Annotated in this window: 13 protein-coding genes and 1 pseudogene; 5 read left to right on the plus strand and 9 right to left on the minus strand. The window is 66.8% G+C overall.

Going from position 1 to position 15,151, the window contains the following annotated elements; genetic code table 11:
• Window positions 1-29: 29 nt before the first annotated feature.
• Window positions 30-800, minus strand: a complete 771-nt coding sequence (locus tag IFY26_RS07280; RefSeq protein ID WP_269779238.1) for a fructosamine kinase family protein — start codon at window positions 798-800, stop codon at window positions 30-32.
• Window positions 801-1,092: 292 nt separating this feature from the next.
• On the opposite strand from IFY26_RS07280, the gene IFY26_RS07285 reads away from it, so the two are divergent.
• Both IFY26_RS07285 and IFY26_RS07290 read left to right on the plus strand, forming a co-directional pair.
• Window positions 1,093-1,323, plus strand: coding sequence for a helix-turn-helix domain-containing protein (locus IFY26_RS07285; RefSeq protein ID WP_232548346.1), 231 nt, complete (start codon window positions 1,093-1,095; stop codon window positions 1,321-1,323).
• Window positions 1,324-1,402: 79 nt separating this feature from the next.
• Window positions 1,403-2,419 (plus strand): DNA-processing protein DprA, encoded by a 1,017-nt coding sequence (locus IFY26_RS07290; protein WP_232548347.1) that lies wholly within the window; start codon window positions 1,403-1,405, stop codon window positions 2,417-2,419.
• 9 nt (window positions 2,420-2,428) lie between these two features.
• Here IFY26_RS07290 and IFY26_RS07295 read toward each other — a convergent pair whose 3' ends face one another.
• The 4 genes from IFY26_RS07295 to mobF form a co-directional block, all read right to left on the minus strand.
• Window positions 2,429-2,794, minus strand: coding sequence for a sulfate permease (locus IFY26_RS07295; RefSeq protein ID WP_232548348.1), 366 nt, complete (start codon window positions 2,792-2,794; stop codon window positions 2,429-2,431).
• A 182-nt stretch (window positions 2,795-2,976) separates the two neighbouring features.
• Window positions 2,977-3,297, minus strand: a complete 321-nt coding sequence (locus IFY26_RS07300; RefSeq protein WP_232548349.1) for a hypothetical protein — start codon at window positions 3,295-3,297, stop codon at window positions 2,977-2,979.
• A 221-nt stretch (window positions 3,298-3,518) separates the two neighbouring features.
• Window positions 3,519-4,670 (minus strand): hypothetical protein, encoded by a 1,152-nt coding sequence (locus tag IFY26_RS07305; RefSeq protein WP_232548350.1) that lies wholly within the window; start codon window positions 4,668-4,670, stop codon window positions 3,519-3,521.
• A gap of 262 nt (window positions 4,671-4,932) precedes the next feature.
• On the minus strand, window positions 4,933-8,493 hold the full coding sequence (mobF, locus tag IFY26_RS07310) for a MobF family relaxase (RefSeq protein WP_232548351.1): 3,561 nt from the start codon (window positions 8,491-8,493) through the stop codon (window positions 4,933-4,935).
• A 299-nt stretch (window positions 8,494-8,792) separates the two neighbouring features.
• Between mobF and IFY26_RS07315 the strand changes: the two are divergent.
• Window positions 8,793-9,170, plus strand: a pseudogene (locus IFY26_RS07315) (DNA cytosine methyltransferase); the annotation flags it as partial.
• A 46-nt stretch (window positions 9,171-9,216) separates the two neighbouring features.
• Window positions 9,217-9,717, plus strand: a complete 501-nt coding sequence (locus IFY26_RS07320; protein WP_226997256.1) for a hypothetical protein — start codon at window positions 9,217-9,219, stop codon at window positions 9,715-9,717.
• A gap of 406 nt (window positions 9,718-10,123) precedes the next feature.
• On the opposite strand, the gene IFY26_RS07325 is transcribed toward IFY26_RS07320, so the two are convergent.
• The 3 genes from IFY26_RS07325 to IFY26_RS07335 form a co-directional block, all read right to left on the minus strand.
• Entirely contained in the window at window positions 10,124-11,074 is a 951-nt protein-coding gene (locus IFY26_RS07325; protein WP_073186130.1) for a CPBP family intramembrane glutamic endopeptidase, read from the minus strand.
• 74 nt (window positions 11,075-11,148) lie between these two features.
• The gene (locus tag IFY26_RS07330; RefSeq protein WP_139280077.1) at window positions 11,149-11,850 is read right to left on the minus strand and encodes a metal-dependent transcriptional regulator; all 702 of its coding nucleotides are present in this window, start codon (window positions 11,848-11,850) and stop codon (window positions 11,149-11,151) included.
• Window positions 11,851-11,860: 10 nt separating this feature from the next.
• Window positions 11,861-13,114 (minus strand): sodium:proton exchanger, encoded by a 1,254-nt coding sequence (locus IFY26_RS07335; protein WP_073186132.1) that lies wholly within the window; start codon window positions 13,112-13,114, stop codon window positions 11,861-11,863.
• Window positions 13,115-13,458: 344 nt separating this feature from the next.
• Between IFY26_RS07335 and IFY26_RS07340 the strand changes: the two genes are divergently transcribed.
• A complete protein-coding gene (locus IFY26_RS07340) occupies window positions 13,459-13,767 on the plus strand; it encodes a TFIIB-type zinc ribbon-containing protein (RefSeq protein ID WP_073186152.1) in 309 nt (102 codons plus the stop codon).
• Window positions 13,768-13,976: 209 nt separating this feature from the next.
• Here IFY26_RS07340 and IFY26_RS18140 read toward each other — a convergent pair whose 3' ends face one another.
• A complete protein-coding gene (locus IFY26_RS18140) occupies window positions 13,977-14,894 on the minus strand; it encodes a phosphotransferase family protein (RefSeq protein ID WP_232548352.1) in 918 nt (305 codons plus the stop codon).
• Between the last annotated feature and the right edge of the window lie 257 nt (window positions 14,895-15,151).

Raw genomic sequence — 15,151 nt, forward strand, 5'->3', positions numbered from 1 at the left:
CGGAACCGCGGTGGTCGTTCGACGTCGAGTCAGCCCGCCAGCGCCAGCGCCCGCTGGGCGGCGTCCACGGCCTGGGCCCGGTACCCGCCGCCGAACAGCACGGCGTGGACGAGCAGGGGGTGGACCTGGTGGAGCGGCACGAGCTCCCGCCAGTGCGCGGGCAGGTGCGCCGACGCCTCGGCGTAGGCAGCGTGGATGCGGCCCAGCTGCGGCGTCGAGAACAGCGCGAGCATGGCGAGGTCGGTGATCCGGTGGCCGCCGTGGGCGGCCGGGTCGATCAGGCCGACGCCGCTCGGCGTCCACAGCACGTTGCCCGACCAGAGATCGCCGTGGATCCGGGCCGGCGGAGCAGCATCGTCGAACGTGCCGGACGCCAGCGCCTCGGCCAGCCGCTCCAGGACGGCCCGCCCGCGCGCGTCGATGCCGGATTCGGCCAGGTACGGCTCGATGCGCCAGCGGGCGTAGAACGTGCCCCACGTGGCCTCGGTGCGCAGCGGCAGGGGCGCTTCACCGATGAAGCCGTCGGCGTCCCAACCCTGCGGCGGGGCGCCGAACGCGGGTGCGCCGGCGTCGTGCAGCGCGGCCAGGTCGCGGCCGAAGTCCTCCGCGTGCGCGGGAGTGGGCGCCGCCTCGGTGAGCCGCTCGATCGCGATGTGCTCTTCCCCGACGTCGATCACCTGGGCGACGCGGACCGCGCCCACGGCCCCCAGCCAGCGCAGACCGGCGGCCTCGACCGCGAAGAACCCTCGTGGGGCGGCGGGGCGGTGCTTGCGGAAGACGTCCACGTCCCCTTCATACAAGACGCGGACCCCTCATTCAAAGGGATCTGCGGTGGTGGACCTCCGTAGGTGCTTCTCAAACCCCCCGAGGCCGCTCCGCACGCTGATCTCCCGCGTCGTCAAGGGGTCTCACCGTCGGCGACGCCGCCCACGGGGCTCCCAGCTCGTCGATCAGCGGGGTCCGGTGTGCGGAGATTCGTGCCAGTCTCAAACCCGTTTGAGTGCCTCGAATCACGCTGAGTTGCTCGCTGGGTACGCCGATGGAGTGCCCGTTCACGAGCTTGCGACTCGCTTCCAGGTGCACAGGGCCACCGTGACCAAAATCGTCCGGCAGGCGGGGCTCGCCGTCCGGCGGCCGGCCGTGCCGGAGCCGGTGCGTCAAGAGGCAGTGCGTCTCTACGTTGACGGGCTGACTCTGGTGGAGGTCGGCGAGCGGCTCGGCATCAACGACAAGACCGTTCGCCTGTTGGTGATCGAGGCAGGCGGCACGCTGCGTCCTCGTGGTCGCCGCCCGCACACGCCTGACTCCCCGCCGCCGGGATGAGCGACGGCAGCCGTTGTCTCCTCGGGCTCTCGCGCGGGCGCAGGCTGGCGTACCTGTCCGATGACGGAGAGGAACCGGCATGGACACGATCGCCGCATTGGCCACAGACGAACGAGCCGCGAGGATCGCGCTCGCGGTCCTCGTCCCTCCGGACGACCCAAGGACGGGCCGCTTGGTCAGTACGGTCGGTGCCGTCGAGACGGTGCGCCTACTGACGACGGACGGCCCGGTGCCGACGATGGACAAGACCGCGGCCGCGCTGTGGCGAAGGCGCCTGCGCTTCGACGGCTCTCCGGATGCCGTGCGTGCTGCGCTTCGAGACACGGAGAAGCTCGGATGCCAGACGCTCATTCCCGGGGACGATGGATTCCCTGCATCGCTCCGTGGTCTCGGGGATCGCCGGCCCTATGTGCTGTGGGTCAAGGGTGCTGACTCGCTGATGACGGGCCGCGAGGAGGATCGGTTCACGATCACCGGGGCGCGGGCCGCGACCAGCTACGGGACTCATGTCGCGCATACGCTCGCCAACGAACTCGCCGCCGAAGAGAAGGTGTTGGTTTCCGGTGGCGCCTACGGAATCGACGCAGCGGTTCACCGTGCCGTGCTGGCGAGCAGCGGTCATACCGTCGCTGTGCTGGCCGGAGGGCTCGACCGCCCCCACCCGGCCGGACACCGGGAGTTGCTGGAAAGCATCGGCGACCTCGGTCTGCTCGTCACCGAGTTCCCGCCCGGGACGCTGCCGACGCACAGCATGTTCCTCGCGCGGGCACGGATCGAAGCCGCGCTATCGGGATCGACGACGATCGTCGAGGCCGCGAGCCGTTCGGGTGCCATGCCCGTTGCCCAGTGGGCACATGAGCTTGGCCGCGTCGTGGGCGCCGCGCCGGGTCCGGTGACCAGCGCAACCAGCTACGGACCGCATCGACTCATCCAAGCGGGCACGGCGTCGCTCGTGACCGACGCCTCAGACCTGATGGACCTCGTAAGCCGGGCAGCACAGGCGCCAGCCACGATACGGAGAGTGGAACGCGACCAACTCAGCACCGGTCAGGAACGGCACGCGCCGACGACGGGCACCCCTTCGCGCAGCATGTGACCCTCCGCATCAACCGACGCAGGTTGAGTGCTTCGCGGCGTCTGCCATCTCGCGACGCTGACGGCGAGCTGCTGCGGCCTCGCGCAAGCGCACCCGGATGAGCAGAACGATGCTGACCGGGCCGATCCAGAGCATCTTGAATGCGCTCCAGATGCACACCAGCACGACGAGGTGGAGCCAGCCGGCGCCGCCGTCCGCGATGAGGCGCACGCAGAGGTTGGCGACGAACAGGTACGGGATGGCGAGCAGCATCGCGGGCACGCCCCACTTCAATCCTCGACGGGTACGGATCGCGTCGAGCAGGACGTTGCTGGGCAGGTAGCGCCGCATGAAGTAGCGGATGTTGCTGCTTGCGGCCCACAGTAGGCGGATCATGGCTTCGTTCCTCTCCAGCGCACAACAGGTAGAGCGAGGCAGTGCGTTGAAGAGTGGCTGCGAGAGCCTGCCGCGAGCGGCGCGTTACAGAGGAGAAATCTGCCTCACCCCCAACCATACGCTCGGCTCCTGCGATCGGGAAGACTAGCCGCGCGGACGTGCCGGTACGAGGACTTGACTTCTCAGGTCTGCGCTGTGCCCGAATAGCCCCCGAGATGCTGGCGCTGGGTCATGGGGTCCCGGTAGAAGTCAGCGACGGTGTTGACCCGTTCATCGAAGCTTGTGCTTCCTTCAAGCCTGTACTCCCGCCCGGTCTGTGGGTGGATGCCTGTTGCGAAGTAGAACAAGGTGTGGCCTTTGCCCAGGTGGCGGGCCTCGACCCAGCCGATGACCTGTCCTTGTGCGCGGACCTCCCAGCGGGGGTCCTCGCTGAGTCGCCGGGTGACGGGCGGCAGCTTGTGAACTGTGACGTGACTGGTGTCCACCTTCTGGTCCGATGCCATGATGCCCCCCTTCCGGCTCTGCGGGGTTCTCCGCGCCATGACTCTAGTATCGAACACGTGTTCGATCAAGTAGTATGACTCGACTCAGACCTCAGACCTCTGGCGCGCCTCCAGTCAATCGCTGCGGTGCGCCGAGACAGTCTGCTCTGTCCCGGCGCACTGGTAGCGTCCCTGCTGGTGCCCCGCGACCGACAGGGCTTGCACCCGTGCCAGGGACCTGGCTAGTGCGTCCCGTCCAAGGCGGCCGCAGGTTCCAGCCCCCACTGACGTATAGGCCTTCCGGGAACGAACCGCCACTCTTCGCGACACTTGTCGCATGTGATCCAAACGTCGTGCTCTCGGAAGCCGGGAATGTTGTCGTGTTCTTCGATGATCGTCCCGTCTCCGCAGGGACAGCGGTACTCGTAGCGCTCCACGGTGCCAGCTCCCGCGCCCCACCCGTTGTGGTCATGCGCATTCCTGCCGATACGTTCGGTGCGGATGGGTACCGACGAGGGCACTGTCCTCATCCATTCGGCGATCGTGATCACAGCAGAGTCGTATGCCGCGGGTGAGAGCGAGACTTCGTACAGGATGGCCAGTAGCTCCTCCGGAGTGCGGGCGACGTGGTGGTCGCTGTCTCGGACACCGGCGGCGTAGTCGCTCGCGAAGTCGCCTACGGCGTCGTCGCGGCGCGCTTGCAGAACCAGCCAGTCGTGGAATGGAGTTGCGTCTTCCACGACCGCCGGACGAACCCAGCCACCCGTGATGGGCTGACCTGCCGCTGCCTGGGCGAGCGCAGCCTGCAAGTGTTCGTATCCGGCGGGCCGATAGTGGTGGACACGCGGTCGCCTCGGCCCACGGTTGACCATCCGGCGCACGTAGTCGTGCTCGCGCTCGGGCACGCCGATCAGAAGGTTTGGGCCGGCGCCGTCCGGAGTGGCAATCGGGAGCCCCAGTGCGGCGGCGGCCCAGATCAGGCGGCCGTTGGATACGTAGGAGCAGTGCGGGCTGAGGAACCACTCCGCTGTGTGCTTCAAGGCGTAGCTGCCGACTTCCGGCGTTGCGTCGCCCGGGATGGGGGTAAACATGCGGAGCATGTCCGTGATGAGCGCGAGTTCAATGAGGTCGGTCTCGCCGTTGAAGCGCCACGGTGATTCCGAGCGGAACCCGTTCTCGCCCAGGACGGGATCGCCGCCGCGTGCGCCGATCAGTTCATGCTCGTCGAGGACCGCGATCAGCTGCCTTGGGCTGACTCGATCGCCCAGCAGACCTTGGGCCAAAGGCGAGTTCAGCTGCCGTAGCGCAGCGGTGTACTTCGTGCCCGTGCGGTCGGACCAGGCGCGCGCTTCCTGCTGAAGCTCGCGGTTCTGTGTGTGGTTGTTGGAGGGCATCTCTATCTCTGTTCCGGGCTATGCAACCCACGCCTGCTAGCCCTGCGACAAGAGAGAGTTCCTCGGTCCAACAGGTACTTCTTCTCTGGATCGGCAACCGTTGTCCTCAGCGTCTTCGTCGCGTGGGGACTCAGACTCGGAGAGGGGCAGTCCAGACCGCCCACGGACAGCATAGCTGGGAACGCCGACATACACCGACCCGATGCACAGGCACCCGGGTGGTGCGAGCTGACCGGTACGTCAGTGCTGACGGTGGTCTGAGCTACAGCGCGGGCCCGACCCAGCCCGGCGCAGCGGGCCGGATCGGTGCTTCGGGCTGCTGTTGCGCGTTGACGAGACTCGCGGCCCGGTCGACCGCGACGCGAGCGCGCGCTGCGTCGATCTTCTGCGCGGTCGATGCGGGAGGCGATCCCAGCGGCGTGTCGTCGGTGATCTGGTAGCGGTCCCGGTAGGCAGCAACTGTGCGAGCAGCCCGTCGCCAGGCCGCGTACCTTTGTCGGTCGGTCGGCGGCGCGCCGAGCGCTTCCGTCCACGGTGCAGCTTCGTTGAGGGCGATGTCGAGGGCGGCGTCGGCGCGGGTTTCGATGAGGTTCTGTCGTTGGTCGAGTGCTTCGCGCATGTCGGTGGCCATAGGGCCGTCCGCGTGCGGGATCAGGCCAGCGATGAGGCGAGGGGCCTTCCTGGCTCGGCCTGCTCGGGCGGGTCGTCGGGTGGCTTGTTCGACGCGGTAGTGGAGGACGGCGGCGATGTCGTCGGCATCGCTGAACCCGCGCGCGCCGACGAGTCGTGGCAGGAGCGTCTCGACATCGTGGTGGTTGGCTTCGGCGTGGCGGAGTTCGGCCGTGAGCGGGCCGAACGCGTCGGACTCGATCGCGCTCTCGGCTTGATCGGTGGTCAGTCCGGAGTGACGGATGAGGGTGGCCCAGCGGTCATGCTGGGCTGCGGCGGCCAAGGTCTCGTACTCGGCGGCGAGTTGGGCGATCGAGCCCCACTGGTTCTGCTCGGCGACGGTGGTCTCGTGCGCGGACAGTTCGGCGCCGGTGTGCTGCAGGACACCGTAGAGGACGCTTCGTGCACTCGCGTCGGGGTTCTCGCCGGGGTGCGGTTCCACGTGGTCGTCGGCGTGGTCGAGGATCACGTAGGCATGGTTGGTGTGGCGGCCGCGGGTCATGGAGACGTAGAGGTTCTCTCTCGTGGAGGTCGGCTCGACGAGGACGTGCGCGGTGTCGGTGGTGACGCCTTGGGCGCGGTAGGCGGTGACCGCGTACCCGAGATCGACATGCTTGGCCACGTACCCGGCGGGCAGGACGATCGTCCCGCCGAACCGGCGGCCTGGTTTGCGGATGGTGATGGTCCCGTCGCCGCGGATGGACGTGATGGTCCAGACGTCGCCGTTGCGTACCCAGTCGCGTCCGGTGGTGGTGCGGAGTCGTCGGTCGTTGCGGCGGGTGATGATCGTGTCTCCGACTCCGGCGGTGGTGCCGTCGTGCAGCTCGATTTCCCGGCTCGGGGTGAGGGTGCCGTCGAGGATCAGATCGGCACGGGCACGGGTGTTGAGGGCGGTCACGTCCTGCTGGGTTTCGGCGATCAGCACCGACACCAAGCCGGTGTCTCGGTCTGCTCGCCATGCCGTGTAGGCGGCGTCGGTCATGGTCTCGTGGTCGCCGTCGTGGATGCGGTGGTGGTTGAGGTAGGTGTCGATGACCTGGGTTCGTCCGTGCCGGAGCTCCAGGGACGCGGTCTTCTCCCACGCGTTCTTGAAGCGGTGGACGTCGACCAGTTCGGGCGTGTCGTTCCGGTCGCCGGCGAGCATCGCGAACGCTCCGCCGGCATCGACCGATTGGAGTTGTGCGTAGTCGCCGACCAGCAGCACCTTCGCTCCCGCGTTCTGGGCGAGGTGGGTGATGCGGTCCAGGGACAGCGTGCCGGCTAGAGAGGCCTCATCGATGATGACGAGTTGACCGGCCTGGAAGGTCGTGCCGTGGAGAAGGTGGTTCTGCCACCACTTGGCGGTGTTCTCCGTATCGATGCCGAGGTCGTCGGCGAGAACCTGAGCGGCGACAGCCGACGGTGCGAGACCGACGACGGAGCTGGGGCCGTGCTCGGTCTCCCATGCTCGGCGGAGCGCGTTCATCGCGGTGGTCTTACCCGAGCCTGCGGGACCGATCAACACATCGAGCATCCGCCCCGACACCGCGATCCGGATCAGGGCGTCGGCCTGATCGACACCGAGCAGCCGGCCGTCGGCATCACGCTTGCGGGTGATCTTCTCGACCGTCGCCAACGAGACGGTCGGGCCGGTGAGGGTGCGGGAGCGGTCGAGCAGCCGGTCCTCAGCTTGAAGCAGTACCTCGGAGGAGAACACGGTGGAGTGCTTCGGCCGGAACACCGAGGACCCATCCGTCCGGCGAAACGCCGCAGGTGAGGTGGCCAGATCGGGTGGTGTCAATCGCAGGGAGGCGTGCTCGGCGGCGTCGGCGACCATCGCGACGATGGCTATCCGGTCGTGGATGGTGGCGAACCTCCAGCCCATCGTCTGCCTGGAGGCCTCGGCCATCAGGTTCCACCTGCGCCAGGTCGAACGCTTCTCACCCACCGCCTCCACCACCGAATGGCCGAGTTCGTCGATCACGTCGAGGGGGACGTCGTCGGCGCGCAGCAGCAACGGCGTGTCGTTGTCCGTGACCCCGCGAGCCCACAGGGTCGCATCTGCCCCGAGTCTCTTGGTCGCGCGGGTCCACCAGTCGGCGGTCAACTCCGCCAGGGACCGGACATCCTTCTCGGGCCGGGTGCTGAGGGTCGCTTGGGCACGGAGCTTCATGATCGTCGCCGGAGACGGACGCCGCCCATGCGCCGTGACGTAGTCGGCGATGAGGCGATCCGTCTCGGCATCAATGTCGCGGGCGCGGGTCGAGAACTCCGCGATCAGTTCCTCGGGAACGCCGGTGATCGCCCACGCTGGGTTCTTGTCGCGGCCCATATCGCGGGCTTCCCAGGCGACGCCGAAGGTGCGGGTCATGTGGTCGGCAAATGCCGCCTCATGCAATTCCGACAACGCAACCACCGCGGCGTGGATCGGCCTGCCGTCAAGGGAGCGCCACTTGCCGTCGAGGACCGTCTTGGCCTTGTTGGATATGACCACATGCGTGTGCAGGTGGGGGTCGCCGGCGCGGGAGTCGAAGTGATCAAACGCCGTCGCTATCAGGCCAGTGACATCCACCTGTGCAACCGCGCCATCTCCGGCGGTTGCGCCCGTGCGGGTGGCTGCAACCTCGCGTTCCATGAACGCAACCACCTCCGCAACCGCGCGATGATGCGCCTCACCGATCAACGCCTGCACCCCAGCATCCGCGACCGCCCACAACACGCTCGCGGACTTCGGAATCGAGAAGGTGAAGTCGAACCCGGCTACTGCCCGCCGAGTGCCCCGCGCGGTCTCCTCGGCCACGATCTGTGCGACCACCTCACCTTTGCGACCCGGTGACAGCGCTGGGTCCAGGTCAGCGATCCGGGCCTCGATCCGCTCCCTCGGCGTCTTGTAGACAGGGAACGCCAAGCCCAGCGGATCACCGGTGATCGGGTCACGACCCATCCCCATCAACAGCTGGAGCTGCGCCTCGGACACCACATCCCCGACATCCAGTTCGCCCGCACCGAGCGAGGCCACGCCGTCACCTAGCCAGCGGCCAGGAGGCGTCCCCGGCTCCATGTAGTACCGCGTCAACGGCGTCGAAAGAGGACGATCACCGTCCGCGGCCACGACCGTGCGCAGCAGGTACTTGTAGCCGTCGCCCGCCGACATCACCCGCATGGCAACCGTCATGCCCACCTCCCGGTCCTGCCGGGCAGGTGAGCGCCAGCCTCCTGTGACTTCTGCTGCCACAGAGCCTTAACCCTCGACCTGCAAGAGGCGTGTCAGCTCAGAAAAGGCAGGGTGTGGCGGAGCTTCCTGAGTGCGGGCTGTCGTGAATGGACGTTGCTGGTCGATGGACTGGATGGCACTGGGCCGGCGACCGCGAGGACAGGTCAGCACGACGTAGTGGTGCACCTGACAGGTGACCAGCCCGGCGACACGACTCACGCGAGTTCTGGCCGGGGATCATCTCGTCAGCCGGAGCATTCATGCACGACACACCGACCGATCCCGCGAGTCCGCTGAGGATCGGTTCGCTCTTCTCGGGATACGGCGGCCTCGACCTCGCTGTCGAACATGTCTTCGGCGGAGAGACCGTCTGGTTCTCTGAGATCAATGAGCCCGTGGCCAGGGTCTTCGCCCACCACTGGCCCGACGCCCCGAATCTGGGCGACATCACAAGGATCAGCTGGTCGCAGGTCGAGCCCGTTGACATTCTGATCGGCGGCTTCCCCTGCCAAGACGTGTCCACCGTCGGCAAGCGCGCCGGTCTCGCACCCGGAACCCGCTCAGGTCTATGGGCGCACATGGGCACAGCCATCGAAGTGCTGCAACCCCAATGGGTCGTCGTCGAAAACGTCCGCGGTCTGCTCTCGTCCCCAGCCATCCGACCGATCACCGAAGGAGACGACAATGCCCCGCGCAACCCCTGCGCAGCAACCCCCGACGATACAGCCCTTCGCGCTCTGGAGCCCGACCCGTGGCATCTGGGAGACAGCGCAACTCGACCTCTACGAGCAGCCGGCGCCGTACTCGGCGATTTGGCCGACCTGCGGATGGATGCACGATGGGTCGGTCTACCTGCTTCCCTTGTCGGCGCTCCTCACCCCCGGTTCCGCATCTTCCTCCTGGCCCAGCGTCAAGACGCTGTTCCGAACCCCGCTCGCGTCGGACTCGCTTCGAGGTGGAGAGACCCTGGACAAGGTGAAGGCGAGACGGGGCACGATCGCACTCTCGCACCAGATCATCGACCTCGCGCTCCACGGACCGGATGGCTCGCTCAGCAGGCACAGCGACTCGGCGACGTTGTGGTCGCTGACCGAGGACATCTTCACCGCTGGGGACGCTATGCCCACGCCGTGGCTCGTTGGGAGCACATCACCGGACGAGTCGCACCAGCGCCCGCACTCCTGAGGAACGAGAATGGCCCGCGTCCAGCACCGGAGTTCGTGGAGTGGCTCATGGGACTCCCTACCGCCTGGCTCTCCGATCCACGACATGGCCTTCCGCCGAACCAGCAACTGATGGCGCTTGGCAATGGGGTCCTGCCTCTACAAGCGGCGATCGCACTGACTGCCGTGTCAGCGTTCTCGCCGCTTGGGTAGCGGAGGCTACGCGACCGCCGGCCGCGATCACTCCGCTGGGTGAGCGGCGGGGGTGTCCCCGATGCGGTGATCCTGCGTTCGTAGGTCGGCCAGGCAGCGAGCAGTAGGAGCCCGTTGGCGCTCGGCGTGCTGGGGTCCGCGGTGTGGGTGGTGATTGAGAGGTGTGGGGTAGCGCGCTTTGTTGCCTGTTTGGGAGTCGTTGACAGGGGTTGGGCCTATGACGCGTCCGCGTTATCCATCCTCGTGGGTAGCCGGTGTAGTCGTATGACGAGTGTCGCCGCCGTGGCGAAGGCGGCGAAGATGGTGATGTTTGTGAGGGCGTCGGTCCATGAGATCGCCTGCGTTGCCCGGAGTTGCGCGATGCTGGAGGTCATTGCGGCGATGGAGTAGGCGCCGACATTGTTGATGATGTGAGCCGCGATGCCTGCTTCGAGACCGCCGGTGAGGATCACGAGGGTCGAGGCGAGCAGCCCGAAAGCGAGTCTGTCTACGAACAGTGCGGCGTTCTGGACGCCATGGAGTGAGGCAAACACGAGTGACGATGCGGCGGCCCCGATCCAGGGGTTGGCGGTGAGTCTGGTCATCGACTGTAGTAGGTAGCCGCGGAAGAGGTACTCTTCGGCTGCGGCCTGCCACGGGGTGACGATTGCCACGACGACAAGGAAGCTCCACCACTGCGGCTGCGGCGCGAACTGGAAGGGCTGGCTTTGGAGGTAGCCGACCAGCAAGCTCCCGCCAAGGATGAGGATGGTCGCTATCCCGAGACATATCCCGAGATAGCCGCGGCGCAGACGTTGTTCCACCGAGGAGAGTTGTCCAAGCGGGGCACGGTGGAGTCGGGTCATCAGGAGCCAGCAGCACAGGAGCAGCCCGGCGATGGCGATGCCGTTCGCCGCGAGTCCGGTGGGTATCTGGTAGCTGGCGGCATAACTCTGAAAGTCGGTGAAAGGCACGTCGGGTGCTGTCACGTAGTGGGAGACGGCGGTGATCGCCAGCGAGATCCATGGCGTGAGAGTGAAGTAGAACGCGAACGCGATGAGGATGCCGAGCAGCGCTGCGGGTCGTCCTGCTTGGCAGCTGAGCTGCTCAGCGTAGGTGACCGGCGGCGCGGGCGAGGTCTTGTCCGTCCTGCTGTCTGGGTCCGGCTGATTGCTGGGATAAGCCATGTGCAGTGCTCTCTGTGTGCTCCCGTGAGCCCCGGCTGAGCGCTGTCCATGCCGAGGCCCTTCATTGGCGGAACCTAGGCGGGACCAGGGGTGTGTGCTTCTGGGTCTGTTCGGGGGCTGACGCGTACTGCAATGGCGGCCGGGAGGCCGAGGTCGATCGTAGTGTCGTCGACGGTGACCCGGACGGCCGCAGCCGCGGGGCTGACGTCGGTGACGGTAAGTCTGGTACCGACCGAGATTCCGTGTCCGGTGAGGTAGCGGAGGATGTCGGGCGAGCGATCCGAGACGCGCAGCACTTGCACGGAGGTGCCGGGTTCGGCCTCGTTGAGAGCTTGGCTGTGATCGGGCGGGATCCGTCCGTCAGGGTCGGGGATCGGGGCTCCGTGGGGGTCGTGGGTGGGGTGCCCGAGTGCGGCGTCCATGCGGTCCAGTACGAGGTCGGAAACGGCGTGCTCCAGGTGGTTCGCCTCGTCGTGGACCTGGTCCCAGGACAGCTCTAGATGCTCGACGAGATAGGTCTCCACGATTCGGTGTCGTCGAACGATGTCTATCGCGATTGCGCGCCCGTCGTCGGTCAACTCGATTGGGCCGTAAGGCTCGTAGGAGATGAGTCCGTCGCGGGCGAGTCGTTTTAGGTTGGCCGAGACGGTCGAGGGAGTCACGCCGAGTTGGGCGGCTAGGTCTGTTGTAGAGGGCTCCCCGCCAGGCCATTCGTGGGCTTTCCAGATCAGCGTTACATAGTCCTCGACCATGCGGGTGGCAGGAGAGCGCTTCATCGGGGTCATCCTAGGCGTGGGTGTCCATAACGGTCTTCGGCTCGTCTTGATCGACTGCGGGCTGCTCGTGGAAGGGCGCGACGAGTGTGGGGAGGATGCTGTGTCGATGAGCGACGAGGAAGCCGATGGTGAGGGCGAGGTGGATGGCGCTCAGCACGTACCGTCCGGTGGTGTCAGTGATGAGGAACTGGACGCCGAAGAGCGCGGCGAGCCCGATCGCGGACCACCAGTGGAACCGCAGCGCGAGGATGATTGCCACCCCGAGCAGCGTCTGGGTGGCCGTCAAGGTGAACTCCTCGACTTGGCGGCTGTCTAGAGCCAGCGAACTGGGTCCACCGCCCAGGAAGTGCGCCACGGGCAGTGAGCCGACCAGCAGGCTCCACTGGTTGACCTTGGATGCGATCAGCGTGCCGATGGCAGCCACACCTTTGCCGCGGGCGGCGAACATCACCGCGATGATGAACTCCGGGGCCTCCGAGGCTAGCGGGGCGAGCCACTGAACCAGAAAGTAGCTGTCGATGCCGAGCGCCGAGCCTGAGGCGACTAGTGCATCGGCGAACGGTTCGGCTGAGATCAGGATCACCGCCCCGGAGACGAGGAACATCGCCACGACGAGAATGCGCCTCGGTCGGGCGTCAAGCCCGGCAATCAGCGCTGCCGCGCCTACGAACTCCTCCTGGTCAGCGTCGTAGGTCTGCGCGGCTCGCCATAGATGGAGGCCGAACACGACGATGAGACCGACCCCGAACCACAGCGGGATGCTCCCGATGAGCGGGATCACGAACGCGACGAGCCCGAGGATAGCGAGGAAGCCGACGTCTCGTCGGCTGGCAACAGGCAGCTCCAGCGCATTGGGGGTGGGTGCATCGTCCCGGCGTGCCTGGCGGCGCGCGACGACGAGTGCGACGACCACGACGAGGGGCCAGCCGAAGCCGAGTAGCAGCCGGTTCGAGCCGGTCATGTTCGCGGCCGCGAAGTGGAGGTAGGACGGATCGGAACCGGAGCGGTAGGCGTAGTACAGGTCTACGGCATACTCCGGGAGAACTGCGATCAGTGCCAGCAAGGCAATGGCGAGGGCGCCCGAGATGTCCTTCTGGGCGGCTTCGGCGGCCCAGGCGAGAAGGAACGCTGCTGCCACCACAGCCGCGCCGAAGACGACTACCTCAGCCACTGCTGAGAACTCAACTCCCAACACACGGATGGCGACGGCTGGGCCTGCAACGAGTAGACACAGCAGGACGCGGCGGATCAGGGCAGCAGGCATTGGGCACTCCAGGTCAAGGCCGTGGCCGAAGGTCTCGTTCGCCTCGCAAAATGAGGTGCTACGCCGGGCGGATCAAGATGACCGCCAGCATGTCGACGCACCGCGTCCGAACCGAGGGCCTGGACGGAACTACTCCCCTTCGAGTTCCACCCTCTCCGACGGCTCCCTGGTGTGTCTATGCACAACTTGGTGTTGGAGGAGTCACACAACTCTCCCGTCTTGTTCCGTGGCGTTTGTGCAAGCCAGACGCCGGTTTCGTCTTCATCCAGACCCCGCGTTCCACATTCCGTCCCGGCCTCGATGAGCTGGCCGATGATTTGGCTCGGGTCGTCATGATTGGTGGCATGACCTATCCGAACCACCCGCGTCCATACGATCCCTATCCGGGGCAGGAACCCCCGCGGGCGGCGATTGTGTGCCCGAAGTGTCACGGCGCGATGCGAACTTATGAGCGCAACGGAATCCAGCTGGAGCAGTGCGGAAGTTGTCGAGGGCTCTTCCTCGACTTCGGTGAACTTGAGCACCTCACGCAGATGGAGGGCCGGTTCGTCAGCCAGGCACCGCCACCGCCCGGCTATGGCCCCGCTTGGGGCAAGCACGGTGATCGTCGGTATCGCAAAGGCGGCCTGGCGGGGTTGTTCTTTTCCAGCTAGTCTCGCGGACCTGCGTTCATCGACTGGTGGCGACGCGGGCGGTGCTCGCCAACCACGAGGACAGCCTCGGTCGCGGGCCGTCCGGCCCGCTCGCCGTTGTGGCTTGTGCGGATGCACCCGGGCGTCGGAGTGAGGCGGGTCGCTGACGCTGACTCGGATGTCGGCGTGGCACGGTGAACCGCCGGCACCTGTGGTTTCTGCTGGGGCTGTCAACTGTCCTGCATCCGGCGGCACGCCTGTAGCAGTGCGCGGGTCGTGGCTGGGGACTCGCCGGAGCGGAGAGAGCGAGCGGCCGCGATCAGGGTCGCGGCGCGAGCCGGTGGGTCGAGGTCGGTCCAGGGGTCGCCGGCTGGCGGCACGGCGGGACCGCCAGCGGCTCGATAGGCATTGAGGAGGATCGTCCAGGGCTCGTCAGGGAGCAACCCTGCCGCCCAGAACGCGGCTGGGCGCGCAAGGTCCCAGGCCGGGTCGCCGACGCCCGTGTCGTCGGGGTCGAGCAGGTACCAGTCGCCCGCCGGCGAGGGGCGGCCCAGTTGACCCAGGTGGAGGTCGCCGTGGATCATCGCGGTGCGTTGTGGCCGGCGTAGCCGGCTGGCAAGGTTCTCGCCGAGTTCGACCAGCCAGATCAGGTCGTCGTAGGGACGGCGGCGCAGATAGTCAATCGCCCGGCCAAGCCGGGCAAGCACGCCCGCCTGCGGGAATGACGACCCAGCGGGACGGGTGCGATGCAGCTCAGCAAGCAGGGTTCCCAACTGCGTCCACGGTGGCCGGTGGTCGGGAGCCAGCACGGCTACTCGTGGCCAGATCGTGGTGAGTTGTCCGTCGGGCGCGAGTATCGGAATGCCGTGCAGTGGCTGAACCCAGAAGCGGCTTGCTCCGGGTTGGGTGATGACCTGCAGCCGGCGTCGTAGGAGTGCTGTATCGGCCCCAAAGGGGTGTATCTTCACGACAACTCCGGCGCAGGCGTAGAGCCGTGCGCGCGCCCGATCGGGCTGCGGTCGGCGCTGGCCCTGGTGGGCCAACTCAGAGACGACAGTGTGCGAGGCCGTTTCACCGCCATGGTCACTCGCCACTGTTCGCACGAAGTCGGCTATCCCTCTCGGGATCACTGCCTGGATCTCGCTCACCTGGAGTGAACTGCCGAGATCGTTGAATGTGCCGGCGTCGGTACCGGACGGGTCAACTGGAGTCCGAGGTAGACCCACAGAGCGATGAATGCGACCCCGATGAGGAGCATCACGATCGTCCTGGTCCTCAGCCTGATGGGGGCTCGCGGCGCCGCTCGGGCGTCACCAGCGCTTGGGTGAGTCGATTGATCCTTGCTCATGTCAGTCTCCTGATGACTGCGTAGCGATGGTGACGGCTCCCGCGATTTGCAGCGGAC

It is taken from the genome of Propioniciclava soli, assembly GCF_014858005.1.
Lineage (GTDB): Bacteria > Actinomycetota > Actinomycetes > Propionibacteriales > Propionibacteriaceae > Propioniciclava > Propioniciclava soli.

Bases quoted from the DNA above. Each gene is read 5' to 3' on its own strand.
- IFY26_RS07290 (WP_232548347.1), top strand. From the start codon at position 1,403: ATGGACACGATCGCCGCATTGGCCACAGACGAACGAGCCGCGAGGATC.
- IFY26_RS07295 (WP_232548348.1), bottom strand. From the start codon at position 2,794: ATGATCCGCCTACTGTGGGCCGCAAGCAGCAACATCCGCTACTTCATG.
- IFY26_RS07300 (WP_232548349.1), bottom strand. From the start codon at position 3,297: ATGGCATCGGACCAGAAGGTGGACACCAGTCACGTCACAGTTCACAAG.
- IFY26_RS07305 (WP_232548350.1), bottom strand. From the start codon at position 4,670: ATGCCCTCCAACAACCACACACAGAACCGCGAGCTTCAGCAGGAAGCG.
- mobF (WP_232548351.1), bottom strand. From the start codon at position 8,493: ATGACGGTTGCCATGCGGGTGATGTCGGCGGGCGACGGCTACAAGTAC.
- IFY26_RS07320 (WP_226997256.1), top strand. From the start codon at position 9,217: ATGCCCCGCGCAACCCCTGCGCAGCAACCCCCGACGATACAGCCCTTC.
- IFY26_RS07325 (WP_073186130.1), bottom strand. From the start codon at position 11,074: ATGGCTTATCCCAGCAATCAGCCGGACCCAGACAGCAGGACGGACAAG.
- IFY26_RS07330 (WP_139280077.1), bottom strand. From the start codon at position 11,850: ATGAAGCGCTCTCCTGCCACCCGCATGGTCGAGGACTATGTAACGCTG.
- IFY26_RS07335 (WP_073186132.1), bottom strand. From the start codon at position 13,114: ATGCCTGCTGCCCTGATCCGCCGCGTCCTGCTGTGTCTACTCGTTGCA.
- IFY26_RS07340 (WP_073186152.1), top strand. From the start codon at position 13,459: ATGACCTATCCGAACCACCCGCGTCCATACGATCCCTATCCGGGGCAG.